Annotated in this window: 9 protein-coding genes; all 9 read left to right on the plus strand. The window is 47.9% G+C overall.

What is annotated here, in order from left to right; translation table 11 throughout:
• The first annotated feature begins 5 nt into the window (after window positions 1–5).
• Complete coding sequence (locus ACYVD4_RS11600; protein WP_460945654.1) at window positions 6–1,340, plus strand: tail fiber domain-containing protein; 1,335 nt, start codon at window positions 6–8, stop codon at window positions 1,338–1,340.
• Between the two features lie 16 nt (window positions 1,341–1,356).
• Window positions 1,357–3,570, plus strand: a complete 2,214-nt coding sequence (locus ACYVD4_RS11605) for a VWD domain-containing protein (protein WP_460945656.1) — start codon at window positions 1,357–1,359, stop codon at window positions 3,568–3,570.
• Window positions 3,571–3,656: 86 nt separating this feature from the next.
• Window positions 3,657–5,183 (plus strand): right-handed parallel beta-helix repeat-containing protein, encoded by a 1,527-nt coding sequence (locus ACYVD4_RS11610; RefSeq protein WP_460945658.1) that lies wholly within the window; start codon window positions 3,657–3,659, stop codon window positions 5,181–5,183.
• 444 nt (window positions 5,184–5,627) lie between these two features.
• Entirely contained in the window at window positions 5,628–8,624 is a 2,997-nt protein-coding gene (locus ACYVD4_RS11615) for a SusC/RagA family TonB-linked outer membrane protein (protein ID WP_460945660.1), read from the plus strand.
• 87 nt (window positions 8,625–8,711) lie between these two features.
• Entirely contained in the window at window positions 8,712–10,160 is a 1,449-nt protein-coding gene (locus ACYVD4_RS11620; RefSeq protein WP_460945662.1) for a RagB/SusD family nutrient uptake outer membrane protein, read from the plus strand.
• Window positions 10,161–10,352: 192 nt separating this feature from the next.
• Window positions 10,353–12,260 carry a glycoside hydrolase 5 family protein gene (locus ACYVD4_RS11625; RefSeq protein WP_460945664.1) on the plus strand — a complete coding sequence of 636 codons (1,908 nt, stop codon included), beginning with the start codon at window positions 10,353–10,355 and terminating at the stop codon, window positions 12,258–12,260.
• Window positions 12,261–12,330: 70 nt separating this feature from the next.
• Window positions 12,331–13,707: an endo-1,4-beta-xylanase gene (locus ACYVD4_RS11630; RefSeq protein WP_460945666.1), complete on the plus strand. Its 1,377-nt coding sequence runs from the start codon at window positions 12,331–12,333 to the stop codon at window positions 13,705–13,707.
• A gap of 72 nt (window positions 13,708–13,779) precedes the next feature.
• Entirely contained in the window at window positions 13,780–15,132 is a 1,353-nt protein-coding gene (locus ACYVD4_RS11635) for an endo-1,4-beta-xylanase (protein WP_460945668.1), read from the plus strand.
• 8 nt (window positions 15,133–15,140) lie between these two features.
• Window positions 15,141–16,577 (plus strand): alpha-amylase family glycosyl hydrolase, encoded by a 1,437-nt coding sequence (locus ACYVD4_RS11640; RefSeq protein WP_460945670.1) that lies wholly within the window; start codon window positions 15,141–15,143, stop codon window positions 16,575–16,577.

Genomic DNA, 16,577 nt, shown 5'->3' on the forward strand with positions numbered 1-16,577 from the left:
ATTTCATGAAACAACTTTCTGTACTATTCCTGCTTAGTCTGAGCATCGGGACTGGTGCGCAGGCGCAAAATCTATTTCTGAACCAGAACGGCGACGTTGGTATTGGCACAAAGACGCCATCGGCCCGATTCAACGTATCGGCTACGGATGAGAATGCGATGCGTATAGACGGCGTAAATCCATACATACTGTTTCGGAATGTTAACGAACCTGATCCTAACGGACAGATGCGCGAATATGGCTTTATCCGTACCTGGACCACCGATCCTTTCAATTCGGCAGGATATCATGGTCTTGAAATTGGTGTGCCGCCATCCGCGTCGGGGCAACCGGCTAAACATCTTTTGCTTTCGACCAGCTACATTCCCCGCATGACGATTCTAGCCAATGGAAATGTCGGAATTGGTACAACTAACCCGACCTACAAATTGGATGTGGCGGGAAATATACGAATAGCGGGGGCTAGTAATCGAATAGAGGGTTTTACGAATATCGTCGGAACGACCCTCTTTGAAGGAACCGCGTTCGATGGAATAGTTGGTATTCAGGGTAGTGCCGTTAACGCACTAGTCCATATCTCCAATACTGCTGATGAGACATCGGGAGCGGGGATCAGTGTACAAAGCAGCGATCTCTATGGAACTATCCGAGCCTTTAATTCCCGTGTGACCTCAGGTGGTTCGGCTCTATTAGCTGAGACGATGTATGGGCGTTATTCGGGGCATTTTGTGGGAGGGCGAATTCTAGTTGAAGGCGGAAGGGATGGTTCTCGCTCAGCAGGTATTGAGTTCAGAAACCTTAAAACATTTACGACGGGGTTTCCAACGACTCAGGCATACGTTGGCATGAGGGATGATAACGAACTGGGTATTTATGGATTTCCCCTCGGCGACTGGATTTTGCGAATGAATATCTATTCGGGGTCTATTTGTTCCCGGTCGGCCATCGCTCTTTGCTCCGATCAACGACTGAAACGCGATTTTGAACCGTTAACGGGCTCGTTAACTAAACTTACCAGCGTGCAGGGGCAGCATTATTTCTGGAAAGAAGTCAAAATGCCGGGTCTGCAAACGGGCTTCGTTGCACAGGAAATACAGCCGATTTTCCCTGAATTGGTTCGCACTGACGACAACGGGTTTATGAGTGTCGATTACACCGGATTTGTACCGCATCTGGTTGAGGCCGTGAAGGAATTGAAAAAAACAACCGATTCGGCTACAGAGGCTTTGAAGGCCGACAACCAGCTCTTACGAACTCAGTTGGAGCAGGTTATGAAGCGGCTGGCTGTGTTAGAATCGCAGTCGTTGGCTAGTCAGGTGGCAGCAATTGAAAAGAGATAACTAACAACGAATAGGTATGAAAACGTTTGTGTCACGTGTCATGCATGGGGCCATGCTTGGGTTGGGAACCCTATTGCTCCTTCTATTTCCACAATCGTGCAAACAGGCAGAAACTGATCCGGCTATTACGTCCGATGGACCGAAAGAAATCCGGTATCACCAGCTCATTATCGAATGTACCGAAGCTGCTACACAAAATAAAGGTGTAGCTATTCTCGACTTCCGATTTGATACGTATGCCGATGGGGGCGTGGTGGGATATGGGGCAGGAAAATACGTAGCGTTTACGAACACCAGCCTGACAACAATCGACGCGGCCATTCAAACCGCTAATACCGACATTGCCGCCAAAGCCGCCCAGGTGAAAACGTTTCCGACAATGACCGATTTTATGGTTAGTCGATTGACGAAAGTGGCGGGCTATTCGGCCACAAAAAGTTTAGGAGTCGATGCCATTTGGGGCGTTCTGGCCGGTGAAGAAACCACTCTTGCGAAGCTGCACAACACCTATAAACCGTTTGATTTTGGCAAGTTTCTAGCTGCTATCATCGCTACGCCCGCACAGGCCCAGAAGCTCCAGTCGCCGGGCTATACCGACGGACGATACCACAGTTCTTATTTCTATAGTCCTGCCCCTCAGCCCGGAGCGTTACCTGAGTACAAAATGAATCTGCCAGAAACGCTAAAGTCGCCCATGCCGTCGAACGCATCGCCCGGACAACGTAGCACGCAGGGAGAAACCGATGCTCAACGGGCCGCTCGCGAAGAAGCCGCCCGAGCCGCTGCACAAGCCGGACGTACCAACCGTGGCCCCCGTGATATTGGTGATATTTTCAGTGGTATTTACGACCGCCTGGGCGATGCTTTTAATCGGGCAACTGGCAAAGGTGGCTCGTCGGGTGATCCACATTTGCGTATGCACGATGGTGGCGGCACCTACGGCTTTCAGGCAATTGGCGAGTTTGTGGCTACTAAGGGAACAAATCTGGAAGTGCAGGCTCGGCAGGAAGACGCTTACAAAACTGGCCGGGCTGCGGTCAACACGGGCGTAGCGGCTAAACTGGGAAGCGACGAAATCTGTTTTTTGGCGAACCCGGCAGATCTTAAAGCTCCACGCCTTTTTGTCAATAAAAAAGAAACGGCTCTGTCGGCACTCGCCCAGACAACACTTAGCGGAGGTAATAAACTTCAACTAACCGGAACCGATAAGCTGGTTTTCAGTAATGCACAGAACGAAGGGGTTATTATTTACTGGAACACGCCCTATCTGGATTATTCGGTAATGCTGGGCGATGCCCGGAAAAAGCAGGTCACAGGTTTAATGGGCAATTACGATGGAACGTATGGTAATGACTTGCTTCTGAGCAACGGCACTGCCGTTGAACCTACCTTTGCTGCCATTCACAGCGTATTTGCCGATAGCTGGCGGGTTACAAATGCTACGTCGTTGTTCGTATATGAGTCGGGGAAAAATACCGACTCATATACCGACCGGAATTTCCCGAAAACGTTTCCCGTGGTCGACCCCGAAAAACTGGCTTGGGCCGAAGGTGTTTGTACGGCGGCTGGCGTAACGCGTCAGCCCGAACTGGGCCAATGTATGTTCGATGTCGGCATTACGGGCGATACACGTTTGGCGCAGTCGGCGTTGCTGAGCCAGCGTGAATTACCGGCCAGCCCCGACGTAGCAACATTCAACAATCTGAAAGTCGATCTGAAAGAAGGTCAGTCGAATGATGGGCAGACAAAGAATCTGCTGGATCTCGACAATGGTACGTTCTATTCATTTGCAAAAGGTGCATCGGTTGCTTACGACATCGACGTAGTGTTTGATTATTACTCGGGGCCGTGGTTTGCTGGGCCTAGAGCGGTCAAAAACTGTGGCGTATCGTGCGGGGCTTACACCATCTGGCCGAATATCGAACAGCAAAAATGGCCGCATTTTCAGAGCACGTTCCTGCGCTATACCAACATTCCGGCCACTCAATGGACTACATTCAACAATGCCGCTGATCTTCGCCGAGCCTGGACATTTGACGCATCGGCGGACGAAAAAACGGAACTGGTACAAACACTGGTTGATTTGAATACGTCGGCCCCGCTCACGCAGTATTTGTGGTCGTTCCGAACGCAGCAGGGCAAAAAAGGACTCATTCGCTTTACGCAGGCACAGGCTACGAAAGGAAGCGGTAACGCTACGTTCACATTCGATATTAAAATAGAACGGTGAGACTTTTAACTGTTCGCTTTGGTGAATAGCTATCTGAGACAATTTCATCGCTCACTCCCAATAGCAGATCATATCCCTCAATAACGATGAAATACTTAATTCCACACCTTGCGCTAGTTTTGATTATATGCCTATCGCTATCACAATGTAAAAAAGCCACTATCGACCCATCAGACCCAACCGATAGCACGAACGTAACAAACCCGAATGGGAATCCATCCGGTTTTGCCTGTAGCGAACCCAATCCTAATCCCCGAACGTGGTACGTATCAACAAACGGTAACGACAACAACGATGGTACGTTAGGGAAACCCATGAAAACGGTTCAGAAAGCTGTCGATTCGGCCAAACCGGGCGATGCTATCGAGCTACGGGCCGGAACGCACGAAAGCCGTGAACTCCGAATCATGACCTGCAATCTGACACTACGTTCGTATCCGGGCGAATGGGCAATTATCAAGGCCGTAACCAACAACGAAGATATAGCATCGACAATCTGGTATCGCGAACCAACTATCGTGGGCGGACTCATTGAGAATCTGGAAATTATTGGTGGTTATTACTACGGTATCAAGCTCGAAAACAACTGGGAAAACGGCGAACCTGTGCTACGTAGCGTCCGGGATATTACCATTCGAAATTGTAAAATCCACGATACAGGTCGCGACTGTATTAAAATCGTATCGGGTTGCGATAACGTTAAAATCCTTAATTGTGAGATTTACCGCTCCGGTGTTGGCCCGGCCAACGTATCGGCCAACAATGCCGAAGCAATAGACAACGTAAACGGTTCAGCAATGATAGTACGTAATTGCTACATCCACGACATTTCGACCAACGGACTGTATGCCAAAGGTGGCCCCAAAAACTGCGTTATCGAGAACAACCTGATTATGAATTGTGGGGAACTTGGCGTAGTGGCTGGATACACCAACACCGATCAGGAATGGTTCAGTAAAGACAACACCGAATACATCGAAACCTTCGACATGGTGATACGTAACAACATCATTGTTAACGCCAAATGGGGTGGAGTAGGTCTAATTGCGTCGGTTCGCCCGCAGGTGCTGAACAATACGTTTGTGAACGTTGGCAGCGATACGTATGGCGTGTTGTACATCAGCCGGGGCGAAACCTATGTAGGCGCTTCGGGTGCGCTACGTACGCCATCCAACCGCGATGCAAAAGTATTGAATAACGTTTTTGTGCAACCACAAACGGGCGATGTGCCGATGATTCGAATTCGGTATTATGAAGACGATAAGGCTGAATCGCTGGCGGGTACTAGTCAGATTGACTACAATCGGTATTATCGCCCTAATAAATCCCCTCTGTACGAAAATCGTCAGAAACGTGACCAGACGTTTGCACAGTGGAAATCAGCTACGGGTTTCGATGCACACAGTATTGAAGGCGATCCCAAATTAAGTGCGCAGCATCACTTACAGACCGGAAGCTCATGTATAAAAGCAGGCCTGCCACAGTCCAGTATCACAATTGATTACGACGGTAACCCCCGATCGGGCAACCCTGACATCGGCGCCGACGAAGCCGGTGGAGCCGCTCTAGCTGTTCCGCCATCTGCAAGCGTAATTGGAACTGGTCTTAAATAAGCGTAGTGGTCAAGTATTGTGTTTTTGTTGATAAAATTAATTTTATATTGTAAAATTAAATGAGAATCCATTTATTAATTGGCCACTCAACTTAGTATGGCTCATAGCTGATGAGTTATACTCTCCCAAATAGCTTTAGTTGCAGGTGTATGAACACCTATCTGCCTGAATACCAATATAGGCTATGACTGGACAAAAGGTTATGTAGCATTTAGTTGGTTTGGTTTTGAGTAGATAAATGATTGAATTATAATGATTTATGGCGTATCACTCTAGGGCTTCGGCCCTTTTTTTGTGCTTATCGGACTGGGGTCGTAAGAAGTCAATCATATAATATTTATAAAAAAAACAGAAAAAATTTGGAGAGAACCTATTTGTATGCCTAGAATTGCAGTGAAATAAAATTGAATTTTATAATATATAAATTAAACCCTCTTAAGCCTAATGAAACAAATTATATGCAGATGGATGAGCGTCTGTTTAACTGCTCTGATTAGCTGCTCGGTTGGGTGGGCTCAATCGGTTGTAACAGGGCAGGTGACGGGGGCTGGCGATAAAGTTTCGCTTCCTGGTACAACGGTTTCGCTGAAAGGAACAACAACCGGAACAACCACCGATGCCACCGGAAATTACCGAATCTCGATTGGCAATCAGGCAAACGCTACGTTGGTGTTTTCATCGGTTGGTTACCTGACAAAGGAGGTTTCGGTAGGAAGTCAGTCGACTATTAACGTAGAAATGACGGTCGATGATCGGCAACTGGATGAAGTAGTGGTTGTAGGATACGGCACGGTTCGGAAATCAGACTTAACAGGCTCACTTGCGCAGGTAAAAGGCAAAGAGATTGATGCCTTTCCAGCCACGAACGTATTACAGGCACTATCGGGTCGGGCACCGGGCGTACAGGTAACACAAAATACGGGTGCTCCGGGTGCTGCTATCAGTGTACGGATTCGCGGAACAAATTCGATTCAGGGAAGTAATGAGCCGCTTTACGTAGTGGATGGTTTTCCGACATCGGGGAGCAACCCAACCATTGTTAACAACTCCGATATTGAAAGTATTGAAATTCTGAAAGATGCATCGGCAACGGCCATTTACGGGTCGCGCGGAGCAAATGGTGTGGTGATTATCACGACCAAACAGGGTAAATCGGGCAAGATGACCGTCGATTACGAAGGTAGTTACAGTATTCAGTCGCTCCGTAAGAAACTCGATTTGATGAACGCCAAAGAGTACGCCATGTTCTACAACGAACAGGCTACCAATGATAAAGTAGCTCCATATTTTACACAAGATCAGATCAATAGCTTCGGCGAAGGGTACGACTGGCAGAATCTTGTGTTCCAGAAGGCACCTATGCAAACCCATAATCTGACGGTTAGTGGCGGCAACGAAAAAACGCGCTTTTCGGTAGGTGGAAGTATTTTCAAACAGGACGGTATTATCCGGGGCAGTGATTACAATCGATATTCAATTCGCGCCAATATTTCGACAGACGTTAGCAAAAAGTTCAACCTGAGCTACGGTGCTACGTTAACGAAAATTACGACAGGCCGCCAGAATTCGGGCGGTGGCAACCGGGGCGGTACGTTGATTTCGGCGGCTATTTCGGCTCCGCCAACGCTTACTCCATACAACGATAACGGATCTTATCGCGTGCTGGCAACGGCGTATCCGTTCATTTCCAACGTATTGATCAATCCGCTGAATTATCTGGAACAGTTTACGGATAACGTTGATGCAAACCGGGTACTGGCAAATGCAGCTTTGACATTCAAGCCATTCGATGGGCTATCGATCAAAATTTCGGGCGGTATCGAAAACAGCGATGACCAAACTGATACGTATACCACTACTAAATTTATCAACTCTCAGGGCAGCGCCAGCGTATCGAGTTCGCGCGGTATGAGCCTGTTGAGTGAAAACACGATTAGTTACATCAAAACCATAGGCCAGAAGCACAGCATTTCGGCGGTAGCTGGTTTTACGTATCAGGATTTCATGAACAAATCGCTGAACGCATCGGGCGTAGGTTTCCTCAGCGATATTACCGAAACCGCCAACCTAGGATCGGCGGCTATACCCGGTATTCCCGGAACGAGCTATTCGTTCAGCACATTACTGTCGTATCTGGGTCGGGTGAACTATAGCTACAATAACAAATACCTGTTTACAGCCAGCATTCGGGCCGATGGTTCATCAAAGTATAGCGAAGGCAACAAGTGGGGCTATTTCCCTTCGGGCGCGTTGGCATGGCGTGTTTCGGAAGAAGATTTCATGAAGAACGTATCGTTTATGACTGATCTGAAAGCCCGTGCAAGCTGGGGCTTAACAGGAAGTCAGGCCATTGGTGCCTACGCTACGTTGAATAACCTGTCGGCTGGAAAAACCGTGTTCGATGATGCACTTTTCAATACGTTCGCACCCGGAACACAACTGCCCGGTAACCTGAAATGGGAAACGACCGAGCAACTTGATTTTGGTATCGATGCCGGATTCCTGAACAATCGCTTCCAGTTGACACTCGATTATTACATCAAAAACACCCGCGATCTGCTTAATACGGTGCAGTTGCCAAGTGGATTCGGATTCACAAGCACGATACGTAACGTAGGAGAGATTCAGAACAAAGGGCTGGAAGTTGCGCTGACCGCTCGTGTGATCGACAAAGCGTTTAAATGGGATCTGAACGGCAATATTGCCTTCAACCGCAGCAAGGTTGTTAAACTTGAAGGAGGACAGGATATTCTGGGCGGAAGCGTGGGTGTTACGTTGATCAGCGATGCCGCCAACCTGCTACGTGAAGGTCTGCCAATGAGCGTATTCTATGGCTACGTGGAAGATGGTTATACCGATCAGGGACGAGTGAAATACAAAGATCTGAATGGCGATAACGTCATTAATCAGCAGGACAAAACCGTCATCGGTGACCCAAACCCCAAATTTATTTACGGGTTGAATTCAACCATGTCGTTCAAAGGTTTTACACTGACTGCGTTCTTTCAGGGAACACAGGGCAACAACCTCGTCAATGTCAGTTCGATCAACAATACGCTCGACTACGGTTTCGGTCTGAACATGCCACGTGAAGTTTACCTCAATCACTGGACACCAACGAATACAAACGCTAAGTATCCGGTTATTTCCCGCGCCAATAGCTACAACTACTCAAACCGATTTGTGGAAGATGGGTCGTACTTACGACTGAGAACCATCCAGTTGGCCTACGATCTGCCGTTGCAGACCCTGGGTGTAACCTGGATGCGGACGGCCCAAATCTATGCCAGCGGACAGAACCTGCTGACCTTAACGAAATACTCGTGGTGGGACCCCGAAACTAACTCACAGGGCGGAGCCAACGCTATCGGTCAGGGTATCGATCACTATAGCTATCCTACGTCGAAAGCAGTCACATTTGGTATACGGGTTGGGTTTTAATTTTGAATGATAGAATGATAGAATGTGTGAATAACTGACGCGCAAAACCATTCTATCATTCTATCATTCACTCATTCAAAATTGATCATGAAAAAGATATTATTCTTCCTCCCGTTTCTTGGCCTGCTTTCGTGTAAGGAGGTGCTGGTTGAGAAGCCCAAAGCAGTGGCTGTAGAAACGTTCTACAACACCGCCAGTGAAGTTGAAGCCGCTACTAATGCGGCCTATGCCCAGCTTCGGGCAACCAACGGAATTACGGGCCAGTTAGGCGCTCAGCTCGAAGCGTATACAGATTACAGTTATGGCCGGGGTAGCTATCAGGTACTGAGCGATTTTCAGGGCCTCAACAGCACCAATATTCCACGTACCGACGATGGCTGGCGGCTGTTCTATCTGGCGATACGTAACGCCAATCTGGTGATTCAGAACGCGCCGAAAGGCGCAAATATTAGCCAGGCCGACGTAACGAAATACGTAGCGGAGGCCAAATATGTACGGGCGTTTGCCTATTTCTGGCTCGTTCGTAACTGGGGCGGTGTGCCAATACGTACCGAAGCACAATTGAACGAACCGAACGTAAAACGGAACACCGCCGAAGAAGTTTACACGCTGATTCTGAGTGATCTGAAAGAAGCTGAAACCAACTTGCCCGATAAAGGTGCACAGGTTGGACGGGCAACGAAATGGGCGGCTAAAGCGGCTCTCGCTGAGGTTTATTTTACTAGAAATCAATATGCTGAAGCGCGTGATAAAGCCGACGAAATCATCAAATCCAATCTGTTTTCGCTGGTTCCGGTAGCGACGGCGGCTGAATTCGATACAAAGATTTTTGGGCCAACGGTTGTTACGACGCCTGAAGAAATCTGGTACCTGAAAGAAACCCGTCAGAATGATCAGGGCATGTATCTGGCAATGTTTGCGCATCATCCCGGCTCACGGTTGCACGGAGCAGGTGGTTTTTACGCGCATTACAGTGATACTGAAACCAATCCGGTTATTAAAAATTGGGATAGTGCCGACCTACGAAAAGCGGCTTTCTGGTATAGCTGGGACATTGGCTTGGGCAAAAACAGCATTCTCTGTAAGAAATTTTCGGACCCGATTGCAGCTACAGGCACCGGGGCTGGTAACGATTTTCCGGTATATCGTTACGCTGACATTTTGTTGCTTTATGCAGAGGCCGCTAGCCGGGCTGGTAATGGACCAACGCAAGCCGCAGTAGACGCTGTGAATCAGGTGCATCGTCGGGCTTATGGCAAAACGCCAACCGCTACGTCGACCGTCGATTTTAAACTGGCCGATTTCACCGCCACTACGTTCAACGATCTGGTGCTGAAAGAGCGCGGATACGAAACCCAGTACGAAGCCAAACGCTGGCTCGATCTGAAACGGCTGGGCGCCACCAGACTGAAACAAATAATCAAAGCCGCAACTGGCAAAGACGTTGCCGACAAGCATCTGTTCTGGCCCATACCGGTATCGGAGCTGAACTACAACAAGGCCATAGTGCCTACCGATCAGAATCCGGGGTATTAAAAGAATGAATAATTGATAATGAATAATGTAAAATGGTTTCTGGCTGTTTGAATTTCCTGCATTACCCATTTTACATTATTCATTATCCATTCGATTTTACATAGGTTGGTTGGTCAGGTAGCCGACCCTTGTTAGCTACCTGATTGTTTCTGATTATCAGTTGCGTAGTCGTTTGGTTTAACTCTTTTTCTAATGACTGTAAGGTTTATTTATATCGTCATCGGGCTGCTGTTGGCCTTTAATGCCAGCGGACAAGCTTTTACTCATTTTATTACAAGAGAAGGCGATAAGCTGAAGGATGGCAATAAAGTATTCCGGTTCATATCAGTAAATACGCCCAACATTACCGGGCAATACGACGGCTACAAAAACACGAATTCGGCGAGTGGCTACATCTACGACCCGATGGAGCTTTCCTATGAAATGGAAGCCTATTTTAAGGATATGGCGCAGATGGGCGTTAACACCATTCGGACCTGGGGAATCACCGTTGAAGATGGTACGGGCGAATTTGAAGCACTGGTTTCCGGCCCACGTTCGTACAATGAAACGGCATTCCGACGTATCGACAAGATGCTGGAATTGGCGAATAAGTACAAAATTCGGGTCATTCTTTGCTTGGTAAAAGAAAATAAATTCTGGGGTTCTACCGAATCGTTTAGCAAGCTCTATGGCGGTGGCGATTACTACGCTACGTCTGCCGTAAAGGACGGTTTCAAGGATTTGCTACGTGTGTTTGTGAACCGGAAGAACCAGTTTACGGGACAGCTTTACAAAAACGATAAAGCCATCATGGCGTGGGAATTCGGGAATGAAGTGCCCAACAGCAAGAGCGCCTGGATTTCGGAAATGGCCGATTATCTGAAAAGCATTGACCCGAATCATTTGCTAGCCGATCCGCGTCGGGCAAATGGTGTGCAGCAGATGAAAGACAACGTCAACGACGTAGTAACGAACAACCAAAAAATCGACATCGTAAAAACCCGCCAGTACCCCAACTACCGAAACACCGTAACCGAACTCTGGAACGAATGCAAAGGCAAACGTCCGATGATTATCGATGAGTTTCAGAAGCTGGACGGATTCAAGGACGTACTCGAACAGGTTTATAAAACGGGTACCACCGGGGCATTGCTCTGGAGTTTGATGAAACCGCAGTATAATGGCGGAATTGGTGGACACGCGCTATTTCATGCCTATTCGTGGGGTGGCAGTCGCTGGCCCGGTTTTGCTAGTGGCGACTACTTCAACGAACGGGAAAACCTGATGCTGATCCGCTCCTATGGCTATAAAATCAGAGGAGAAAAAGAACCTGCGCTGCCTGCTCCAACCGATGCGCCGTATTTGTATCCAGGTATACGTAGCGATGCGGTGGCGTTGAAATGGCGGTGCTCACCGGGGGCAAGGTACTACGTAGTAGAACGGGCCACTACGTTAAAAGGTCCCTGGCAGAATATCAGCGGTGATCTGGACATTAGTTACCACCTCTATTATTACCCCTTGTTTACTGACAACAACGTTGTTTCGGGTAAATCATACTATTACCGGATTAAAGGCAAGAATGAGTCAGGTATTACACCCGCGTCGAACGTAATAGGCCCGATAACACCTGCAACCAGCATGGCGATGGATAACTTGAAGGATTTTTCGCTGGCTCAATCGCATTCCGAAAATCTTAAAATCAGCACCGAATCATGGCCGAGACTTCGGCAAACGGAAGAAGATTTTTTTCAGGCCGAACGTGTCGCTGGAAGCGGTTCTGCTGAGTTAGTATATAGCGCCGACGCCCTGAAATGGATCGATGTTTTCGCCTTCAGCGACAAGGTAGATAGTATAGATCTGCTCTACTCCACTGATGGAACTGCCTGGAAATCATTGCCCGAAGGTGCCGTTGTGAAAAGTCATCGTAAGGCTTATCCAAGCCAGATTTCGAAGGATAAAGATAACCCCGTCGATAAATATACGTACTCCGTTCCGGCACTGCCGTATGGAACCGTTGCCGTTAAGATTGTAACCGGAAACGCACAGGCGGAGAACACGTATCCATGGATTGCACGGGTTCATATCGGCTTCAATGGCGCACTGAAAAAGACAAAATAGACTCAGTAGAGCAACCCTGAATTTTTAAACCCAATACGTCTGTCGATGGCTGACAGGCGGCTATTTTACAATGAAGCAACTTATCACGGCTACAGTACTGGCATTATCGACGCTTCAGGTGTCGGCCCAGCTTTCCGACGAGTATAAAAACCAATGGAGCGATCCGGCGGTGCAGCAACGTATCGCCGACGGTATCCGCGACAATCGGATGGGCGCTTTTACGGTTCAGTTTACCGATAAAGATGGCAATCCAATTTCTCCGGGCGAGGTTTCGCTCAGTCAGACCCGCCACGATTTTTATTTCGGTGCCAATGGCTTCATGGTCAAGGGATTTAAGAATGAGAAAGAGGATAAATTATACGAAGAGAATTTTACAAAGCTGTTCAATTTCGTAACCATTCCGTTCTACTGGCCCGAACTGGAGCCTGAGCCGGGCAAACTGCGTTTCGGGAAAGATAGCCCCTATAGCTACCGTCGTCCGGCCCCCGACGTCGTGCTGGAATTTGCCAAAAAGAACAACATCACGCCCAAAGGTCATACGCTCGTGTGGGACAATCAGCGCTGGTCAATTCCGACCTGGCTACCGAAAGACGAGAAAATTATGGAGCAGAAAATTAGCAAGCGTATTCAGGAAATCGGCGAACGCTACGGTCACGACATTCAAATCTGGGACGTAGTAAACGAAGTAACCGACCGCCACCCCGATGTCCTGATGCCCAAAGATTTCGCCTTTAAAGCGTTTAAGGAAAGCGAACGACAATTCCCGAACAGCAACGTATTTACGCTCAATTTCACCACCAACATCTGGAACCGTAGCAACAAACGCGAGTACAACGCTGATTATCTGCTCACCGAAAACTTGCTGCTACGTAACGCTAAAATCAACGCCATTGGTCTACAATTTCACAATTTCAGCGAGCCGGAATATGACCAGATTTTGAAAGGTAAGGCCATGACACCCACTACGTTGTTCAACACGCTTGACCTGTATTCCGATTTCAATCTACCAATGCATATCACCGAAATTACCGTATCCGCATTGACGGATAAAGGCCCTGAAATGCAGGCGGTAATGACGGAGAATTACTACAAACTATGGTTCAGCCATCCGAAAGTAGAAGGCATCATCTGGTGGAATCTGGTGGATGGTACAGCAGCCCCGGCACGTATCAAATCCGATGGAACGGTGGTGCCCGGCGAAGACAAATGGAAAGGTGGCTTGTTGAACCGTGATTTCTCTAAAAAGCCAGCTTTCGACGTATTGGATCGGCTGATCAACAAGGAGTGGCGCACGAACGTAACGGCATCGCCCAAAAATAACGCGGTGAGTTATAAAGGTTTCTACGGTACGTATAAAGTAGTTACGCAACGGAACGGTAAGAAATACGAGAAAGAAGTTCAGTTCCCGAAAAGCGGTGCCCGCACGCAGGTGGTGGTGCTGGATTGAAGGGGGCGGCCATAGACCACGTTTTGGGAATACAGTCGTTGAGGGTGGTAACATATTAAAAGCCATTACGTTATGCGTTACCTGAGTTTGTTTTTTCTGTTTGTTACGATGCAAAGCCTGGCCCAATCGACTCGCTACGATTCGCTTTGGAACGATTCGGCTATTGAAAACCGTATACAGCAAGGAATCGAAACCCATCGGAAGGGCGATTTTACACTGACTCTGACCGATAAGCAGGGAAAGCCGATTCAGAAAGCAACCGTCGACATTCGCCAGAATACCCATGATTTTTTGTTCGGAGCTAATATTTTTATGCTCGATGGCTATCCGAACGCTGACCTAAACCGGAAGTTTGAAAACGCGTTTACGAAGGTTTTCAATTTTGCCTCAGTCCCGTTTTATTGGAAAGATGTGGAGCCAATGCCCGGCCAGTATCGGTTTGCCGCTGATAGTCCGCCCATTTTTCGACGTCCTCCTCCCGATAAGGTTGTTGCGTTTTGCAAGCAGAATAACATTCGCATGAAAGGGCATACGCTGGTTTGGGATTCGCCAACGGCGTCGATGCCGGATTGGGCACCGAAAAATCCAGACTCACTGACGTCACTCGTTAAAAAACGAATCGAGGTAATTGGCCAACGCTATAAAGACGACGTTTTGTATTGGGACGTAGCGAATGAATCGTTTCTACGACACATGCAGGTGGCTATGCCCAACGATTACGTATTTCTGGGTTTTAAAGAAGCGGAGAAAAATTTCAATTCAACCAATCGGCTGATTTATAACGAAGTGCCGGAAACGTTTCTAATTAAAAATTTCCGGGGTGAATACAGCTATCTCTACGTATTTATCCATAACCTGCTGTTACGTGGGGCTAAAGTGAATGGCATCGGTTTGCAGTTTCATTTGTTTCCGCATCTGGTCGACCCTAAAGCGGTGTACGAAGGAACGACCAATGATTTTAGTCCTAAATCAGTGTTGAAGGTGCTTGATCAGTTGGCAATGTTCAAGATTCCACTGAATATCTCCGAAATCACATTTCCCGTATTAGCTGATTCGGAAGAAGGCCGAAAAAAACAGGCACTGGTTACCCGTAATTTCTATCGGTTGTTTTTTAGTCACCCGGCTATGGAGGCCATTACGTGGTGGAATATGCCGGACGGAAAAGCCTGGGGAAATGAAGGCAAACTCAACTCCGGGCTAATCGACGAAAAGCTGAACCCGAAACCATCCTACACGGCACTCGATGATCTGATCAATAAAGAATGGAAAACGGCATTCACTACGTCGGCCCAGGGTGGTAAACCCATTACGTTCCGAGGCTTTTATGGCAACTACGTGGCGAAAGTTACCGTCGGGAAAAAAACCATTGAAAAGACATTTACGCTGGTAAAAGGCCAGAACAATACGCTCACTATTGAACTATAGGCAAAAGCATGAAACCATACATTGGCTTTTTTCTGGCAACGCTACTTACCGTATCCATCAGTTACGGCCAAAGCCGCGATACAACCCGTCGGGCTAAAGAAGCAGTGTCGTGGTTCAAAGAAGGCGTTATTTATCAGATTTGGCTACGTTCGTTCACGAAAGAAGGTACGTTGAAAGCGGCCGAAAAACGGCTTCCGCAACTGGCTTATCTCGGTGCTACGATCATTTATTTGCCACCCATTTATCTGGCCGATACCATTAGCAGTGCCGCCTATTGGAGTCCGCGCCAGAAAGCATCGCCCGGCCACGAAGCGCGTAATCCATATAAGTCGATGGATTACAGCAAAATAGACCCGGAATATGGTACAGAAAACGATCTGAAAGCATTTGCCGAGACGGCCCATAAACTGGGATTACGGGTTATTATGGACATGGTGTACCTGCATACGGGGCCATCGAGCAACCTGACTCGCGACCCCAAAAATTACCACCGCGATGCATCTGGAAAGCCGCTTCTGAACAATTATAATTTTCTACGGCTCGATTTTTCGTACCCAAAACTGCGCGAATACCTCATCAACGACATGATACACTGGGTTAAAGACTGCAACGTCGATGGGTTTCGTTGCGACGTATCAGGCAGTATTCCGGTCGATTTTTGGGAAGATGCCCGTCAGAAACTCGAACGGATCAAACCCGACATCGGTATGCTGGGCGAGAGTAATAGCCCTGCCGAATTGGTACGTGCTTTTGATGCCTGTTATGGATTTCCGTGGCTGGAGGAGCTGAAAAACGTAGTAGTCAATGGTGGGTCGGCCAGGCAGCTTCGCGAACGCTGGAGCAAGCAAAACCGCGAATTTCCCAAAGGCGGACTGTTTATTCGCTATACTGACAATCACGATCAGAACCGTACCGATCTGGTATTCGGCGAAAAGGGAAGCCGCGCCCTGAACGTATTGAATTTTATGCTCGATGGTATTCCGTTTCTTTACAATGGGCAGGAAATTGGCGATGGTTCTCCGTTTGGCATTTTCGAACATTGGCCCATTCTGTGGGAATCGCAGGGTTTACCGCAGAAAACCGAATTACGCAACTGGTACAAAGACCTGATTACGCTTCGAAAAACTGAATCGGCTCTTCAAACAGGCGAAACCATCTGGCTCGAAACCTCAAAACCTGAATCGGTCGTCGCGTTTTTGCGGAAAACCAATACGTCCCAACTTCTTACGATTGTCAACGTATCAAATCGTCGGGAAGACGTAGTGATTCAATTGCCAGAGAAAACCAGTAGTCAATTTGGGAGCAGAATGAGAAAATTTGATGCCCGAACCAATCATAATTCTAACGTAACAACAAAACTCCCCGACGTATCGCCACTGACTGCGCAAGACGGCTCTGTTCGGATTTCGCTGGAGGGCTTCGATTACTACGTTGGTAAAAACTAA

This window comes from Spirosoma daeguense (assembly GCF_054776875.1).

Coding starts and splice junctions, on each gene's coding strand:
- ACYVD4_RS11605 (WP_460945656.1), top strand. CDS start 1,357: ATGAAAACGTTTGTGTCACGTGTCATGCATGGGGCCATGCTTGGGTTG.
- ACYVD4_RS11610 (WP_460945658.1), top strand. CDS start 3,657: ATGAAATACTTAATTCCACACCTTGCGCTAGTTTTGATTATATGCCTA.
- ACYVD4_RS11640 (WP_460945670.1), top strand. CDS start 15,141: ATGAAACCATACATTGGCTTTTTTCTGGCAACGCTACTTACCGTATCC.
- ACYVD4_RS11600 (WP_460945654.1), top strand. CDS start 6: ATGAAACAACTTTCTGTACTATTCCTGCTTAGTCTGAGCATCGGGACT.
- ACYVD4_RS11635 (WP_460945668.1), top strand. CDS start 13,780: ATGCGTTACCTGAGTTTGTTTTTTCTGTTTGTTACGATGCAAAGCCTG.
- ACYVD4_RS11625 (WP_460945664.1), top strand. CDS start 10,353: ATGACTGTAAGGTTTATTTATATCGTCATCGGGCTGCTGTTGGCCTTT.
- ACYVD4_RS11630 (WP_460945666.1), top strand. CDS start 12,331: ATGAAGCAACTTATCACGGCTACAGTACTGGCATTATCGACGCTTCAG.
- ACYVD4_RS11620 (WP_460945662.1), top strand. CDS start 8,712: ATGAAAAAGATATTATTCTTCCTCCCGTTTCTTGGCCTGCTTTCGTGT.
- ACYVD4_RS11615 (WP_460945660.1), top strand. CDS start 5,628: ATGAAACAAATTATATGCAGATGGATGAGCGTCTGTTTAACTGCTCTG.